This is a genomic window from Rhizobium alarense (assembly GCF_021555155.1).
Lineage (GTDB): Bacteria > Pseudomonadota > Alphaproteobacteria > Rhizobiales > Rhizobiaceae > Rhizobium_D > Rhizobium_D alarense.
The window spans coordinates 1-16,249 of sequence record NZ_JAKGBU010000102.1 but is presented as its reverse complement, the minus strand read 5'-3'; the positions used below and the strand labels follow the sequence as shown (position 1 = coordinate 16,249).

The following is a 16,249-nucleotide window of genomic DNA, read 5'->3' as shown; positions in this document are numbered from 1 at the left end:
CCAGCAGGTCGGCGTTGAGCCGGTCCTTGTGCGTATCGGTGATGCCGTGCGGTGCGCCTTCGTAGACCTTGAGGATCGCGTGCGGCACGAGTTTCTTCGAGGCGCGGCCGGCGGCGTCGATCGGAACGATCTGGTCGTCGTCGCCGTGGATGATGATCGTCGGCACGTCGAACTTCTTCAGGTCCTCCGTGAAGTCGGTCTGCGAGAAGGCGACGATCGAGTCGTAGGTGTTCTTGTGGCCGCCCATCATGCCCTGCAGCCAGAACGAGTCGATCATGCCCTGCGACGGCGTGGCGCCTGGCCGGTTGAAGCCGAAGAACGGACCGGATGCGATGTCCTTGTAGAGCTTCGAGCGGTCGACGATGCTTGCCGCCTGCAGGCCGTCGAACACGTCCTTCGGCAGGCCGCCCGGATTGGCCTGCGTTCTGACCATCAGCGGGGGCACCGCCGAAATGAGGCCGGCCTTCCTGACGCGGCCGGTGCCGTGACGGCCGATATAGCGGGTGATCTCGCCGCCGCCGGTGGAGAAGCCGGCAAGGAAGATATCCCTGAGGTCGAGCGCGTTGATCACGTCGGCCAGGTCGTCGGCATAGTGATCCATGTCGTTGCCGTCCCAGGGCTGGCTGGAACGGCCGTGGCCGCGCCGGTCGTGGGTGATGACGCGGAAGCCGTTGCTGGCGAGGTGGAAGGCCTGCGCCTCCCAGCTGTCGGAGGACAGCGGCCAGCCGTGGCTGAGGACGACGACGGGGCCGTCCTTCGGACCCCAGTCCTTGTAGTAGATTTCGACGCCGTCGCGTGTGACGATCCTGCTGCCCATGATGGTTGCTCCTGTGCTCTGGTTTGCGGTGGAAGCGGCGTCAGCCGCCTTTGCGGGGGACTGGAAGGCGTTGACGGCGGCGGCCGTGGCCGCGGCGCCGAAGGCGCCGGCAAGCATCGTGCGGCGCGAGACCGTGGCGGCCGCTGCGGTGGCTTCTGACTGTGTCATCTCGGTAATCCCTTCTGATCGTTTGCTGAAGTCAAGGCTTCCGTTCCGAAGCTGTGATTGAATTAATACGTCCGGCCGCCTACCTTCTCGACCGGCAAAGCTGACAACGATGGGGGCAGAAGTGACAAATGCCGCGACCGGCGAACCGGCTGAGATCGGCATCGTCGTGCACGAGGAGGCGCTGATGTCGGCGGTCTATGGCCTCACCGACATGTTCAACGTCGCCAACCTCCAGAGCACGGAACATCATGGGAAGCGCGCGCCGCAAATCCGGGTGAGCCACTGGAAACTCGGTGCGGACGGCTCCGTCACGCGCGGCTTCGACAGCCACCCGTCACTGCCGGCGGCCGCGCTGTCGGCGCTCATCCTGCCGCCGACGCTGTCGGTCGAGTTGCAGATGAAGCGCGACCTCCGAGAGATATCCGCCTGGTTGCACCAGCGCCATGCGGAGGGAACCGTCGTCAGTTCCGTCTGCGGCGGTGCCTACCTGCTGGCGGAATCCGGCCTGGTGAAGGGGCGGGCGCTGACCACCCACTGGTCGCATGCCGAACAGATCGCCCGGCGCTTTCCCGAGGTGCAGGTCGACACCGACAAGCTGATGATCGACGAGGGCGACATCATCACCACCGGCGGCATGATGGCCTGGATCAATCTCGGGCTGAAGATGGTCGACCGCTTCATGGGCTCGACCGTGATGCTCGCCACCGCGCGTTTCATGGTCGTCGATCCGGGCGCACGCGAGCAGAGCTACTACAGCGTCTTCGCGCCACGCATGGACCACGGCGACATCGTGATCCTGAAGATCCAGCACTGGCTGCATGGCATCAGCACCAAGGGCATCACCGTCGAGGCGATGGCGGGCCGGGCGGGGCTCGGCGAGCGCACCTTCCTGCGCCGCTTCCAGAAGGCGACGGGCGTCAATCCGACGGAGTACTGCCAGCGGCTGCGGATCGCCAAGTCGCGCGAGCTGCTCGAGCGCTCCTATCTCTCCATCGAGCAGGTCGCCTGGCAGAGCGGCTACGACGACAGCAACGCCTACCGCAAGATCTTCCGCAAGATTCTCGGCATCTCGCCCAGCGAATACCGCATGCGCTTCTCGATTGCCGGCGGGCGGAGGCCGCCGGAGATCGAGGGAGCTGTCCCGGCCTGAGCCTCAGCGGGCGATGAGGTCGCGCATGATGGCGAGGATGCGCCGGTGCTGGTGGGCGTGGCGCGTGCGCACGTTGAGCGCGGCATAGACGGTCTGGGCGATCGGCTCGGCGCCGGCCACCCGGCTTGCCGCGCCGGTGCGCAACAGCCGCCTGGCGTCCGGTTCCATCACGAAGGCCGAGCCGCCGAGCTTCTGCATCAAGGCCAGGATCGCCGTCGTCTCGCCGCTCGCGATCGGTGCGGTCGCCAGATGCGGAAAGGCCTGGCGGTGCAGCCGCTCGAAGGCGGGCGAATAGTTTGCCTGGATATAATCCTCCGCCTTGACGTCCTCGATCCGCGTCGCCCTGTTGCTCATCATCTCGTAGCGCACCTCGCCGATGCGTTCGTAGTGGAGATCGGGCAGGAAATGCGGCGTGTAGAGGATCGCGAGGTCGAGGTCGCCGGCGCCGAGGTCGCGGTTCATCTGATTGGAATAGTCGATCTCCACATAGATCGAGGTCCCGGGCAGATCCCGGCGCACCGCCGCCAGCCAGTCGCCGGCATAATGCGCGGCGAGGTCGTGCTGCAGGCCGATGCGCATGGAACGCTCATAGGCGCCCGCCGTCTCCACCGCCCGTGCCGCCTCGTGCCATTGGTGCTGCAGGGCCTTTGCATGATCGTGGAAGCGAAGGCCGGCCGCCGTCGGCTGCGTGCCGCCCTTGTTGCGGGAAAAGAGCGGCCGGCCGAGCACCCCTTCGAGCGCCTTGATGCGGTGGGAGACGGTGGACTGCGTCAGGTTCAGCCGGTCCGCCGTGCGGTTGAAGCTCTTGGTCTCCATCAGGTCGAGATAGGTTTCGACGAGTTCGATCTGCATGCTCGGTGTTCCTGCGAGGCGATTGCCCGCCGCCCGCCAAACTAATCGAATTCTTCGATTAATAAAGCGAAATCCGTCCGCTTGCCGCGGCCCGGTTTGATTGCCACAAATCCCGGTGAAACGAGGGGAAGAGAATGTCCGGACTGCCGTCGCATGCGCGTGTCGTCATCATCGGGGGAGGTGCGATCGGTGCCTCGTCGCTTTACCATCTGGCAAAGGCCGGCTGGACGGACTGCGTGCTTCTGGAAAAGAACGAGCTGACGGCCGGCTCCACCTGGCATGCGGCCGGCAACGTGCCGACCTTCTCGTCCTCCTGGTCGATCATGAACATGCAGCGCTACTCGGCCTCGCTTTACCGGGAGCTTGGGCAGCGCGTCGACTATCCGATGAACTACCACGTCACCGGCTCGATCCGCCTCGGTCACTCCAAGGAGCGGTTGCAGGAGTTCAAGCGCGTCGTCGGCATGGGCCGTTACCAGGGCATGGACCTCGACATTCTCTCGCCCGACGAGATGCGCGGCAAATACCCCTTCCTCGAAACGCATGACCTGACCGGCGCGCTCTACGACCCCTATGACGGCGACATCGATCCGGCGCAACTGACGCAAGCCCTTGCAAAAGGCGCGCGCGACATGGGCGCGAAAATCATCCGCTTCTGCCCGGCCACCGGCGCGCGCCGCGAGGGCGACGAGTGGGTGATCTCGACGCCGCAGGGCGAGATCCGCTGCGAGAAAGTGGTCAACGCGGCGGGCTACTACGCGCGCGAGGTCGGAAAATGGTTCGGCCGCGACGTGCCGATGATGGTGATGAGCCACCAGTACATGCTGTTCGAGGAAATCCCGGAGCTCGCCGCCTGGACGAGGGAGGTCGGCCACAAGCTGCCGCTGCTGCGCGACGTCGACAGTTCCTACTATCTCCGCCAGGAGAAGACCGGCATGAATCTCGGTCCCTATGAGCGGAACTGCAAGGCGCACTGGGTGACGCCGGACGATCCGATGCCGGACGATTTTTCGTTCCAGCTCTTCCCCGACGATCTCGACCGGCTCGAATGGTATCTGAACGACGCCTGCGAGCGCGTGCCGATCCTCGGCACGGCCGGGCTGTCGCGCATGATCAACGGGCCGATCCCCTATGCGCCGGACGGCAATCCGCTGATCGGCCCGATGCCCGGCGTGCCGAACGCCTACGAGGCCTGCGTCTTCACCTTCGGCATCTGCCAGGCGGGCGGCGCCGGCAAGGTGCTGGCCGAATGGGTGACGGAGGGCGAGACCGAGTGGGACATGTGGTCCTGTGACCCGCGCCGCTATACGCGCTTTGCATCCGACATGGACTATTGCGTCGCCAAGGGCATGGAAATCTACGGCCACGAATATGCCATGCACTTCCCGAAACACGCCTGGCCGGCCGGGCGTGACCAAAAACTCTCGCCCATCCACGACCGCATCAAGGCGCTCGGCGCGCAGTTCAAGCCCTATAATGGCTGGGAGCGCGCCAACTGGTACGCCGCGCCCGGCGACGACACGTCCGAAGCATCGACCCAGACCTGGAACCGCGAAGGCCCCTGGCGCGCGCGCATCGAGGCGGAATGCCGCGCCGTTCACGCCGCCGCAGGTATTCTGGACCTTCCCGGCTTCTCGCGCTTCCGGGTAAAGGGCGAGGGGGCGACGGCATGGCTTTCGTCGCTCATTACCGGCAAGGTGCCGAAGCCGGGCCGCATTGGCCTTGCCTATTTCTCCGACGACAAGGGCCGCATCGTCACGGAAATGTCGGTGATGATGCTGGGGGAGGACTTTTTCTTCCTCATCACCGCCGCCACCGCGCAGTGGCACGATCTCGAATGGCTGCAAAAGCACGCTCCGAAGGATGCAGCCTTCACGATCGACGACGTGACGGACAGCTTCGCCTGCCAGATTCTCTCCGGCCCGAAATCCCGCGCCATCCTCGCGGAGGTGACGGATGCGGACCTCTCGAAGGGCTGGCTCACCCATCAGAGCTGCCGGATCGCCGGCCGCTGGTGCCAGCTCGTGCGCGTTTCCTTTGCCGGCGAACTCGGCTGGGAAATCCATACGAAGGTGGAAGATACGGCCGTCATTTTCGACGCCGTCTGGGAGGTGGGGCAGAAGCACGGCCTCAAACCCTTCGGCATGGAGGCGCTCGACTCGCTGCGCATCGAGAAGGGCTATCGCGCCTGGAAGGGCGACCTTTCGACCGACTACACCATCCTGCAGGGCGGTCTCGAGCGCTTCGTCGATTGGACCAAGCCGGACTTCAAGGGCAAGGCGGCGCTGGAGCGGGAGAAACAGCAGGGCGTTACGAAACGCTTCGTGACGCTGACGGTCGAAGCCGGCGACTGCGACGCGCCCTACATGTCGACGCTCTGGCACGGTGGCACCGTCGTCGGCGAGACGACCTCCGGCAACTGGGGTTATCGCGTCGGCAAATCCATCGCGCTCGGCATGCTGCGCGCCGACCTCGCCGTCGCCGGCACGGAAGTCGAGGTGGAAATCTACGGCGACCGTTTCAAGGCGACCGTCCAGCCCGACGGCCCGCTCTTCGATCCCGCAAATGAAAGACTGCGCGCATGACGAAGCTCATTCCCACCAAGGCGCGGGCCGTCATCATCGGCGGTGGCGTCTCCGGCTGTTCGGTCGCCTACCATCTCGCCAAGCTCGGCTGGACGGACGTGGTGCTGCTCGAGCGCAAGCAACTCACCTGCGGCACCACCTGGCATGCGGCGGGCCTGATCGGGCAACTGCGCGCCTCGCAGAACATGACGCGGCTCGCGAAATATTCGGCCGACCTCTACGTCAAGCTCGAGGCCGAGACCGGCATCGGCACCGGCATGCGCCAGTGCGGTTCCATGACCGTGGCGCTCACCGACGAGCGCAAGGAGGAAATCTACCGTCAGGCTTCGCTTGCCCGTGCTTTCGACATCGACGTGCGCGAAATCACCGTCGACGAGGTGAAGGCGCTCTATCCGCACCTCAATACGGCGGATGTGAAGGCGGCCGTGCACCTGCCGCTCGACGGCCAGTGCGACCCGGCGAACATCGCGATGGCCTTGGCCAAGGGCGCACGGCAGAACGGTGCGACGATCATCGAGGGCGTCAAGGTCACCTCGGTCGTGACCAAAGACGGCCGGGTGACGGGCGTCACCTGCGAGAGACAAGGCGAGACCTTTACGATCGAGACGGAAAACGTCGTCAATGCCGCCGGCATGTGGGGACGCACGCTCGCCGACATGTCGGGCGTCACCCTGCCGCTGCATGCCTGCGAGCATTTCTACATCGTCACCGAGCCGATCGCGAACCTGCAACGGCTTCCCGTGCTGCGCGTGCCGGACGAATGCACCTACTACAAGGAAGATGCCGGCAAGATGCTGATCGGCGCTTTCGAGTTGAAGGCGAAGCCGTGGGGCATGGAGGGGATTCGCGAGGATTTCTGCTTCGACCAGTTGCCGGAGGATTTCGACCATTTCCAGCCGATCCTCGAAAAGGCGATCGCCCGCATGCCGATGCTGGAGACCGCCGGCATCCACACCTTTTTCAACGGCCCGGAAAGTTTTACGCCGGATGACCGCTACTATCTCGGCGAGGCGCCGGAACTGAAGGGCTACTGGGTCGCCGCCGGCTACAATTCCATCGGCATCGTCTCCTCCGGCGGCGCGGGCATGGCGCTGGCGCAATGGATAAACGACGGCGAGGCGCCGTTCGATCTCTGGGAGGTGGATATCCGCCGCGCCCAGCCGTTCCAGAAGAACCGCGCCTACCTGAAGGACCGCGTATCCGAGACGCTCGGCCTGCTCTATGCCGACCATTTCCCCTACCGCCAGATGGCGACGGCGCGCGGCGTGCGCCGCTCGCCGCTGCACGAGCACCTGAAGGCCCGCGGCGCCGTGTTCGGCGAAGTGGCCGGCTGGGAGCGCGCCAACTGGTTCGCCAAGGAGGGGCAGGAGCGGGACTACCGCTACTCGTGGAAGCGGCAGAACTGGTTCGAAAACCAGAGGGAAGAGCATCGTGCGGTGCGCAATGGTGTCGGCCTCTTCGACATGACCTCCTTCGGCAAGATCCGCGTCGAAGGCCGCGATGCGCTCGCCTTCCTGCAACGGCTCTGCGCCAACCAGATGGACGTCGCGCCCGGCCGCATCGTCTACACCCAGATGCTGAACGCGCGCGGCGGCATCGAGAGCGACCTGACGGTGACGCGGCTCTCCGAAACCGCGTTCTTCCTCGTCGTGCCGGGGGCCACGCTGCAGCGCGATCTCGCCTGGCTGCGCAAGCATCTGAAGGACGAGTTCGTCGTCATCACCGATGTGACGGCGGCCGAAAGCGTGCTCTGCGTCATGGGGCCGAAGGCGCGCGACCTGATGCAGAAGGTGAGCCCCAACGATTTTTCGAATGCGGCGCATCCCTTTGCGACAGCGCGCGAGATCGAGGTCGGCATGGGCCTCGCCCGTGCCCACCGCGTTACCTATGTCGGCGAACTCGGCTGGGAGCTCTACGTCTCGACCGACCAGGCGGCGCATGTCTTCGAGGCGCTGGAAGAGGCGGGCGCCGATGTCGGCCTGAAACTCTGCGGTCTGCACACGCTGGACAGTTGCCGGATCGAAAAGGCCTTCCGCCATTTCGGCCATGACATCACCGACGAGGACCACGTGCTGGAGGCCGGCCTCGGCTTTGCCGTGCGCACGAAGAAGGGCGATTTCATCGGCCGCGATGCCGTGCTGCGGAAGCAAGAGGAGGGTCTGAAGCGCCGCATGGTGCAGTTCCGGCTTGCCGATCCGGAGCCGCTTCTCTTTCACAACGAGGCGCTGGTGCGCGATGGCAGGATCGTCTCCACCATCACCTCCGGCAACTACGGCCACCACCTCGGCGGCGCCATCGGCATGGGCTATGTGCCCTCGGCCGGCGAGAGCGAGGCGGATGTGCTCGCCTCTACCTACGAGATCGAGATCGCCGGCATCCGGGTGAAGGCGGAGGCCTCGCTTCAACCCCTGTATGATCCGAAGGCCGAAAGGGTACGCGCATGACGAGCCTTGCCGAACGCCACCAGCGTTTTCATGATCTGCACCAGTCGGGCTGTTTCGTCATTCCCAATCCGTGGGACATCGGTTCCGCCCGCATGATGGCGGCATCCGGCGCCGTGGCGCTCGCCACGACCTCCGCCGGTTTCGCCTTCACGCTCGGCCGCCCGGATATGGGGCGGATAACGCGCGAAGAGGCGCTGCGCCATGCGGAGGATCTTGTGCGTGCGACGGCCCTGCCGGTCTCGGGCGATTTCGAGAACGGTTTTGCCGATGCACCGGACGACGTTGCCGAGACCGTCCGGCTTGCCGCCGAGGTGAGCCTCTCCGGCTGCTCGATCGAGGACACGCAAATGGTCGAGGGCAACCCGGCCTATGACTTCGGCCTCGCCGTGGAGCGCATCCGCGCCGCCGCGGACGCTGCCCGTGCGCTCGGCCGTCCCTTCATTCTCTGCGCCCGCGCCGATGGCGTGATGAACGGCGTCTACGGTCTCGACGAGGCGATCCGGCGTATCCGGGCCTTCGAGAAGGCCGGTGCCGACCTCGTCTACGTGCCGGTGCCGCCGGGCGCGGAGGAACTGAAGCGCGTCGTGCAGTCGGTATCGACGCCGGTCAACGCGCTCGCCGCCGGCCCGCTGCGCCGGCTCACCGTGGCCCAAATCGCGGACATCGGCGTGCGCCGTATTTCGCTGGGCTCGATGATCGCCCGCGTCACCCACGCGGCGATTGCCGAGCAGATGGAAGCCATCGTCAACGATGGCAGCTTTGCCAAACTGTCCGCTGCGGCGTCGGGGGACAGGATCAACGAGATGCTGGCCGCCGGCGCGAGGGAGACGGATCATGAGTGAACAGGCAGTTATGTCCCGGCGTGCCGGCGGCCGCGCCGCGCGGGTCGCCATGCGCGCGGCGCCGCTGGCGGAGAACGTCCGGCCGGTGCGGCCGGGCCTTCCGGGCGGCCAGTACAGGCCGCTGACGGAGGCGGGCGTGCGGCGCATCCATGAGGCGGCGCTCGATGCGCTGGAAAACATCGGCCTCGCCAATGCGCCGAAATCCGGCGTCGAGATCATGACGGGTGCCGGCGCCATCCTTGGCGAGGACGGTCGCCTGCGGTTTCCGCGTGCGCTGGTGGAGGATATGCTGGCGATCGCCGCGCGCGACATCACGCTTTTCGGCCGGGACCCGAAATACGATCTCGAACTGACGGGCACCCGCGTCTACTACGGCACGGCGGGCGCCGCGGTGCACATCGTCGACGTCGAGAAGCGGGAGTACCGGGAATCGACGGCGAAGGACCTCTTTAACGCCGCCCAGCTCGTCCATCACCTCGACAACGTGCATTTCTTCCAGCGCGCAATGGTCTGCCGCGACGTTGCCGACAATTTCCTGATGGACATCAACACGCTCTACGGCTGCTGCGCGGGCACCTCGAAACATGTCGGCACGAGCTTCTCCGACCCGTCGCACGTGGCGGGCTGCTTCGACCTCATCCACATGATGGCGGGCGGTGAGGACCAGTGGCGGGCGCGGCCCTTCGTGTCGAATTCCAATTGCTTCGTCGTGCCGCCGATGAAGTTCGCGGAGGAGAGCTGCATCACCATGGAAGCCTGCATCCGGGCCGGCATGCCGATCCTGCTGCTGTCGGCGGGGCAGGCGGGCGCGACGGCGCCGGCGCCGCTCGCAACCGCCATCGTGCAGGCGGTCGCCGAGTGCCTGGCGGGTGTCGTCTATGTCAACGCCATGGCGCCCGGCCATCCGGCGATCTTCGGAACGTGGCCCTTCGTGTCGGACCTCAGGACGGGCGCCATGTCGGGCGGCTCGGGCGAGCAGGCGCTGCTGACGGCGGGCTGTGCGCAGATGCACCAGTTCTACAAGCTGCCGGGCGGGGCGGCGGCCGGCATCGCGGATGCGAAGCTGCCGGACATGCAGGCCGGCTGGGAACAGGCGATCTCCAATGTCATGGCAGGGCTTTCCGGCCTCAACATGGTCTATGAGGCGGTCGGCATGCATGCCTCGCTGCTCGGCTTCTGCCTGGAAAGCCTCGTCCTCGGCGACGACCTGCTCGGCCAGGTGCAGCGTTGCGTGCGCGGCATCGACGTGACGGAGGAGTCGGTCTCGCTGGAGACGATGCGGTCCGTCTGCCTCGACGGCCCCGGCCACTATCTCGGCGATCCGCAGACGCTGTCGCTGATGCAGACGGAGTACATCTACCCCGCCGTCGCCGACCGCACGAGCCCGAAGGAATGGGCGGAAATCGGCAGGCCGGACCTCGTCCAGAAGGCGATCGAGCGCAAGAACCGCATCCTCGCGGCGGCCGGCGGCCCGCTCTTCGATTTCGCGACGGACCAGGCGGTGCGCGAAAAGTTCAGGATCTATTTCTGATGCCGCCGCCGGTCAGCGGTCATAGGCACGGATGTCGCCGATGGTCCATGTCCATCGGGGCGCCGTCACCGGCGTCAGGTCACTGTCCGGAAAGACGACGAAGGTCGTGAACGGCTTCGCCTCGCCGGGCGGCACGCGCGCGATGATCAGCGCGGAATCCGAGCCGACCGTCCGGCAGGCATCGTCCGGGCAATCGGAGAGGTCAACGGTCAGCCGGAAGGACTGCAGCGCCACGCCGCCGTCGTTGGTGATCGTCCCGGTCACGCGATAGCTGGTCGCCGGGCGTCCGGCGATGAACTCCAGGCCGTCGACGGTGATCTCGGAAGCGGCGAGTGCCGGACGGGGAAGCGCTTCAGCGCTTGTCTGTACGATGTTGCGCCGTTCGTCGGCGAGCCAGATCACGATGGCCGCAACCAGGCCGATCGCCACAATAACGGTGAGCGCCGGCTCGACCCAACTCTGAAAACGTCTGAAGCGGACCGCCAGGTAGAGAATAGCAACCGCCGCGACCGCGAAAGCCCAAATCATGCAGCTCCTCCTCGGAAGGATATAGCGTGCAAGGGCGCGGGGAAAAAGCCCCGACGGCCGTCAACGCTCGGTGAGGCTGATCCAGTAGGCGCCGTCGAAGGGGACGGCGGCGAAGCGCGCGTTGATCTCCTTCAGGGTTTCGGCCGGGTCCACGTCGGCAAAGAGCTCGGGACGCAGCCAGCGCGCGAAGGCTTCCGCGGCGAGCACGTTGAGCGGCACGGTGTTGAAGAAGTTCCACAGCCCGTGCACCCGGCCCTCCCGCACGGCCTTCAGGTTGGCAAGGATCGGGCCTTCGATGACGCGGGCGAGCGTTTCGCGCGCTTCCGCCTCCGGAACGCCGGGGCCGATGGAGAAGGAGCTGTAGGTGCCACCCGGCGAGGCGGTCGCGATGTAGACATCCGGGTCGGCGGCGATGACATATTCGGCGCTGACGATGCCGCCCGGCCGCGGCAGGTTCGTCTCGGCGACGTTGCGGCTGCCGGTGATCGCGATGAACTCGCCGAGGCCGCCGACGCCGTAGGCGTAGCAGCAGCGGTCGGGATTGGGGAAGGCGTCCATCAGCACCGTCGGGCCGGGCTCGGGATGGGCGGCAACCCGTTCGCGGATGCGGCGGATCCGGGCGTCGTAGAAATCCGCAAAGGCGTTCGCCTGCTCCTCGCGGTTCAGGATCCTCCCGAGAAGCCGCATGCCTTCCGGTGTCCCGGCGAGTGCGTCGCTGTTGAAATCGACGACCACCGTCGGTACGCCGATCTCCTCCAGATAGGCGATGGCGCGTTTTCCCGGTTCGGTCTCGGCCTGCCAGTTGGCGAGGATCGCAAGATCGGATTTCAATGTCAGGATCGTTTCGAAGGAAAGCGCGCCGTTGCCGTCACCGATCATCGGCACGTCCTCGATCGCCGGGAAACGTTCGCGGAAGCGTGCGTAGATCTCCGGATTGTCGCCCTTCATGTCGTTCGCCCAACCGGCGAGCAGGCTGACGGGATGCGGATGGATCAGCGAGAGTGCCACGAGGTTGAAGCCGCTGCCGAGCAGCACCGCCTTCGGCTCCGCGGGGATCGTCACCGTGCGCCCGATCGCATCCGTCACGGTCAGCGGGTAGGTGACGTCGGCCCGTGCCGGAGGGGCGGTCGCGAGCAGCACGAGGGCGATGAGCAGGAAGACGAGGCGGGACATGGATTATTGCTTTCGCTGTTCCGGCAGGGCGCAGAGCTCGCCGCAGCTCGGAATGCCGGGGAGCATGTAGCGCAGGCAGCAGACCTTGCGCCGACAGAGCGTCTCGCCATCTTCCACGTCGTGGCGCAGGCAGCCGTGGAAGGGGTTGTGGCTGCCGTCGGCGAGTTTGGGGCATTCGAAGAGGTCACGCGACGGCCAGAAACCGCCGCCGGGCTGCGCTGCGGATTCGGTCGCGTTGAAGGCGTAGTCGATATAGACCGCCGCATTGTTCCAGGCGAGTTTGGCGGAGATGCCGGCTCTCGCCTTCATCAGGGCGACGACGCGGGCGAGATGGCGCTCGACGAGCGGCGTCACGACCGTCAGCAGGTTGCCGCTCTCGCTCCAGTCGCCGTCATGCGGCAGGCCGAAGGCGCGCGGCAGGCCGTCGTCCGCAAGCGCCACGGTCATCGCGTCGAGGTCGACGGGCAGTGCCGTCTCGGCGCGCCGGGCGACGATATAGGGAATGGCGAGCGCCGAGAAATAGTAGAGCGACCAGAAGGACGCCGCCGCGCGCCGGTCGGCGCCCCCCTGCGCCGCCGCGAAACGGTCGATCGTCGCGAGGAAACCGTCGCCCTCGAAGAATGCCCCGAGCGGCATGGCGCCGTCGAGGTCCCTCGACAGCATCATCTTCTCGCCGCACCAGGCATGTTCGCCGGAAAAGACCGCCTTCAGGCCCTGCGGCCCGAAAGCAGTCTCGCCGTCCTGGGAGGGAGCGGGCGTCAAGAGCTCACCAGGTGTATTTCAGGGTGCCGATGACCGTGCGGCCCTGGTCGCGGTAGCAGAAGCCGGCGGAGCACACGGCCTCGCGGCGGTCGAAGAGGTTGGTGGCGTTCACCTGCAGCTTGAGGCCCTCGTAGTCCTTGTTGATCGCGGCGAAGTCGAAGTCGAGCGCGGCGTCGACGAGGGCACGCGAGCTGTTCTTCGAGCTGTTGTAGTCGCTGCCGTAGCTCGTGCCGATGAAGCGGACGCCGGCGCCGAAGCCGAGGCCGTGGAGCGGTCCGTCCTCCGGCATCTCGTAATGCGCCCAGAGCGAGGCCATGTGGCGGGGCACGGAGGAGACGTCGTTGCCGACAGTGCCGGTCGGGCCCTCGATGATCTTCGCCTGGGTGTAGGTGTAGGAGGCGATCAGCGACAGGCCGTTGTCGAGGCTGGTATTGGCCTCGAACTCGAAGCCGCGCGAGCGCAGCTTGCCGCGCTGGACCTGGATGTTGGCCGGGCCGGTGTCGAGGTCGACCACCTCGTAGTAGAGGCCGTTCTCCTGGTCGATGTTGAAGAGGGCGGCCGTCAGAAGCGTGTTGCTGTTCGGCAGCAGGTACTTGATGCCGATTTCCTGCTGCTCGCTCTCGGTCGGCTTGAACGGGTTGCCGGTCTCCTGGTTCACGCCGGCATTCGGCGAGAAGGCGGTTGAATAGCTCGCATAGGGCGTGATGCCGAACGGCGTCTCGTAGGTGGCGCCGGCGCGCCAGGAGAAGGCGCTGTCGTCCTGCGAGATGGTCGTCGTGCCGCCGGCGACCAGGTCGGTATTGTCGGTGTCGGTCGAGACCCAGTCGTGCCGGCCGCCGAGCGTGAAGGTCCAGGCGTCGAAGCGGAGCTGGTCCTGCAGGTAGAGGCCGGTCTGCAGCTGGTCCTGCACCGACTTGGTCTGGTAGGGGATCGGATCGACCGGGCGTCCCGCGGTCGGGTCGGTCGTGTCGAGCGGCGGCGAGACGCCGTAGCCGTTCAGCGACTTCCAGTGGATCTTGGTGATGTCGATGCCGGCGAGCAGGGTATGCGACAGGGCGCCGGTATCGAACTTCGCCTCGATCTGGTTGTCGATGACATAGGCATCCAGCCGTTCCTCGAAGCTGCCGGCGCTGCTGTCGAGCAACGTCGGGTCGTCGGCGTTCGGCTGGTAGGCGAAGGCCCAGTCGGCTTCGGTGTCGAGCGTCGAGGCCCGCGCGTTCTGGCGGAAGGTGAAGACGTCGTTCAGCCGGTGCTCGAACTCGTAGCCGATACGTCCCTGGGTCTGGATCGAATCGTTGAAGGCCGGATTGCCGGCGAAGAAATCCGAGACCTCGCCGGCCGTGGCGTCATAGTAGTAGGCGGCTGTGCCGCCGGTCTTCGTGCGGGAATATTCGCCGAGGATGGTGAGCCTCGTGTCTTCGTCCGGCTTCCAGGTCAACGCGGGCGCGATATAGGCCCGGTCGTCCGGGACTCCGACCTGCTCGGTGTCGGCGTCGCGCATCAGGCCGGTCAGACGGTAGTAGAAGGGATCGGTGTCGTTGACGGGGCCGGAGAGGTCGAACTGGCCCTGGTAGCGATCGTGCGAGCCGTACTGGACCTGCACCTCGTTGAAGGTCTCCTCGGTCGGGCGCTTGCTGATCAGGTTGTAGAGGCCGCCGGCACCGGAGGCGCCGTAAAGCGCGGAGGAGGGGCCGCGCAGGATCGAGACGCCTTCGAGGCCGTAGGGTTCGGTCTTGAAGAGCGACGACCCGGCGCCCGGCTGGCGCAGGTTGTCGCGGAAGACGCCCGTATAGGTCACGTCGAAGCCGCGCACCGTGAAGCTGTCGAAGCGCGGGTCGAAACCGTAGGCGCCGATGCGGGTGCCGGGCGTGTAGGCGAGCGTATCGAGCAGGGTCTGCGGATTGCGGTCTTCCATCTGCTGCTGCGTGACGGAGGAGATCGACTGCGGCGTCTGGACGAAGGGCGTGTCGACCTTGGCGCCGGTCGCGCTGCTCTTGCCGACATAGCCGTCCGCCGTGATCACGCCGCCGCTGCCGCCATCGACGACGATATCTTCGAGCACGGTCGCGCCGGTGTCGGTCGTCGTCGCGACCGCCGGCTCCTGCGCATGCGCGATCGCTGCAAGGGTGAGGAGCGACGTGCCTGCAAGGGCGAGACGAAGGGCGGTGCGGAGGGGCTGGTGCATGCGATCAACTCTCTGACGTGACGGTGCAAGATAAGATGATCGTTTTTATCAAGAATCATTCCGCCGCAACGAATTACATGACTAATATACTCCTGTTTTCGTCGATGTTGCAAAATAGCAACACCGGCTGTGGACAGGATGCACTCAGAAGGCGAGGCTGCCTGCCGTCAGTGCAAGTAGAAGGAAGATCAGGAAGATGACGAGGGCGATCGCGAACAGGATCCTGGCGATCGTCGCGGTTGCCGCGGAAACGCCGGAGAAGCCGAGGAAGCCGGTGATCAGCGAGACGACGAGAAAGATGAGCGCCCATTTCAGCATGGCGAGGCCCCCGATTATGTCGGTTTGAAGACGCGCCAGCTGGGGAAAAGTTCCCGCGCGGCGTTACGGGATCTGACTTGTGGGGATCGCCCGCCGCCGGCGGGACCGGAAAAGGCCGGCCAGGCCGCCGGACAGTGTCGCCGCAGTGAGCGCGCCCGCACCGGCCCAGGCGACACCCGCGGCCGTGACCGGGACGGCGGGCCGGAAATCCCGCCAGGCATGGGTATGAATCAGTTCATCGGCGTCCCGCAGGACGAGGAGGGGTTTGGTGAAGGCGGATGCCCGCGTCAGTCCCCCTGCCTGGCGGGAAATCGTCTCGAAGCGCGTGACCGTTCGACGAACCGACTGGCCGCGCTCGCGCAGGAAGGGTTCGGCGGATGCGTCGTAGAGCGCGAGCGCGGCCGACCGGTCCAGCCCGGCGCGTGTCGCGTCGCGATCGAAATCCGCGACGATGATCGCGAGTTCGTCCAGCGCGCCGTCGAGCCGCTGCTGGTACTGCTGCGCGAATTCGGGCGCCTGCGAAAAGGTCAGCGCGCGGCCATGGCGGCCGTCGCGGTCGCGGTGCGTGCCGGTATCCTCATGCGTCGCTCCCGGGCGCCGGAGGTGGCGCCTCGGGAGGAGAACCGCGCAGGCGGCCGAAGGTTTCCTCAGCCGTGATTGATCATCACATGGCGCACCGCCGTGTAGTCCTCCAGCGCATAGACCGACATGTCCTTGCCGTAGCCCGACTGCTTGACGCCGCCATGCGGCATTTCGTTGGTCAGCATGAAATGCGTGTTGATCCAGGTGCAGCCATATTGCAGGCGGGCCGCGGCCTTCATCGCCTTGGAGATGTCCTTCGTCCAGACGGACGAGGCGAGACCGTAGTCGCTGTCGTTCGACCAGGCGATCGCC

14 protein-coding genes are annotated in these 16,249 nt (G+C 66.0%); 5 read left to right on the top strand and 9 right to left on the bottom strand.

Annotated features, from left to right (window positions below; translation table 11 throughout):
- The coding region (locus tag LXM94_RS22795) for an alpha/beta fold hydrolase (RefSeq protein WP_235773766.1) at positions 1 to 985 on the bottom strand (985 nt) is incomplete at its 3' end.
- 121 nt (positions 986 to 1,106) lie between these two features.
- Between LXM94_RS22795 and LXM94_RS22790 the strand changes: the two genes are divergently transcribed.
- Positions 1,107 to 2,135, top strand: coding sequence for a GlxA family transcriptional regulator (locus LXM94_RS22790; protein ID WP_235773765.1), 1,029 nt, complete (start codon positions 1,107 to 1,109; stop codon positions 2,133 to 2,135).
- A gap of 3 nt (positions 2,136 to 2,138) precedes the next feature.
- On the opposite strand, the gene LXM94_RS22785 is transcribed toward LXM94_RS22790, so the two are convergent.
- Positions 2,139 to 2,987 carry a LysR family transcriptional regulator gene (locus tag LXM94_RS22785; protein WP_235773764.1) on the bottom strand — a complete coding sequence of 283 codons (849 nt, stop codon included), beginning with the start codon at positions 2,985 to 2,987 and terminating at the stop codon, positions 2,139 to 2,141.
- A gap of 134 nt (positions 2,988 to 3,121) precedes the next feature.
- On the opposite strand from LXM94_RS22785, the gene LXM94_RS22780 reads away from it, so the two are divergent.
- Genes LXM94_RS22780 through LXM94_RS22765 form a run of 4 tightly spaced genes read left to right on the top strand, consistent with a single transcriptional unit; the run spans position 3,122 to position 10,389 of the window.
- Positions 3,122 to 5,572, top strand: coding sequence for a GcvT family protein (locus LXM94_RS22780; RefSeq protein WP_235773763.1), 2,451 nt, complete (start codon positions 3,122 to 3,124; stop codon positions 5,570 to 5,572).
- Entirely contained in the window at positions 5,569 to 8,016 is a 2,448-nt protein-coding gene (locus LXM94_RS22775) for a GcvT family protein (RefSeq protein WP_235773762.1), read from the top strand. Before LXM94_RS22780 ends, LXM94_RS22775 begins: the two co-directional genes overlap by 4 nt.
- The gene (locus tag LXM94_RS22770; RefSeq protein WP_235773761.1) at positions 8,013 to 8,858 is read left to right on the top strand and encodes an isocitrate lyase/PEP mutase family protein; all 846 of its coding nucleotides are present in this window, start codon (positions 8,013 to 8,015) and stop codon (positions 8,856 to 8,858) included. Before LXM94_RS22775 ends, LXM94_RS22770 begins: the two co-directional genes overlap by 4 nt.
- Positions 8,851 to 10,389, top strand: coding sequence for a trimethylamine methyltransferase family protein (locus LXM94_RS22765; protein ID WP_235773760.1), 1,539 nt, complete (start codon positions 8,851 to 8,853; stop codon positions 10,387 to 10,389). The genes LXM94_RS22770 and LXM94_RS22765 overlap by 8 nt, the downstream gene beginning before the upstream one ends.
- Positions 10,390 to 10,401: 12 nt before the next feature.
- On the opposite strand, the gene LXM94_RS22760 is transcribed toward LXM94_RS22765, so the two are convergent.
- The 7 genes from LXM94_RS22760 to LXM94_RS22730 all read right to left on the bottom strand — a co-directional run.
- On the bottom strand, positions 10,402 to 10,917 hold the full coding sequence (locus LXM94_RS22760) for a hypothetical protein (RefSeq protein ID WP_235773759.1): 516 nt from the start codon (positions 10,915 to 10,917) through the stop codon (positions 10,402 to 10,404).
- A 60-nt stretch (positions 10,918 to 10,977) separates the two neighbouring features.
- Positions 10,978 to 12,090: an ABC transporter substrate-binding protein gene (locus tag LXM94_RS22755; RefSeq protein WP_235773758.1), complete on the bottom strand. Its 1,113-nt coding sequence runs from the start codon at positions 12,088 to 12,090 to the stop codon at positions 10,978 to 10,980.
- Between the two features lie 3 nt (positions 12,091 to 12,093).
- On the bottom strand, positions 12,094 to 12,756 hold the full coding sequence (fhuF, locus tag LXM94_RS22750) for a siderophore-iron reductase FhuF (protein ID WP_235773768.1): 663 nt from the start codon (positions 12,754 to 12,756) through the stop codon (positions 12,094 to 12,096).
- A gap of 100 nt (positions 12,757 to 12,856) precedes the next feature.
- Positions 12,857 to 15,037, bottom strand: coding sequence for a TonB-dependent siderophore receptor (locus tag LXM94_RS22745; RefSeq protein WP_235773757.1), 2,181 nt, complete (start codon positions 15,035 to 15,037; stop codon positions 12,857 to 12,859).
- A 144-nt stretch (positions 15,038 to 15,181) separates the two neighbouring features.
- On the bottom strand, positions 15,182 to 15,355 hold the full coding sequence (locus tag LXM94_RS22740) for a DUF1328 domain-containing protein (protein ID WP_235773756.1): 174 nt from the start codon (positions 15,353 to 15,355) through the stop codon (positions 15,182 to 15,184).
- A gap of 63 nt (positions 15,356 to 15,418) precedes the next feature.
- On the bottom strand, positions 15,419 to 15,886 hold the full coding sequence (locus tag LXM94_RS22735) for a DUF2937 family protein (protein WP_235773767.1): 468 nt from the start codon (positions 15,884 to 15,886) through the stop codon (positions 15,419 to 15,421).
- 116 nt (positions 15,887 to 16,002) lie between these two features.
- The coding region (locus LXM94_RS22730) for an aldehyde dehydrogenase family protein (RefSeq protein WP_235773755.1) at positions 16,003 to 16,249 on the bottom strand (247 nt) is incomplete at its 5' end.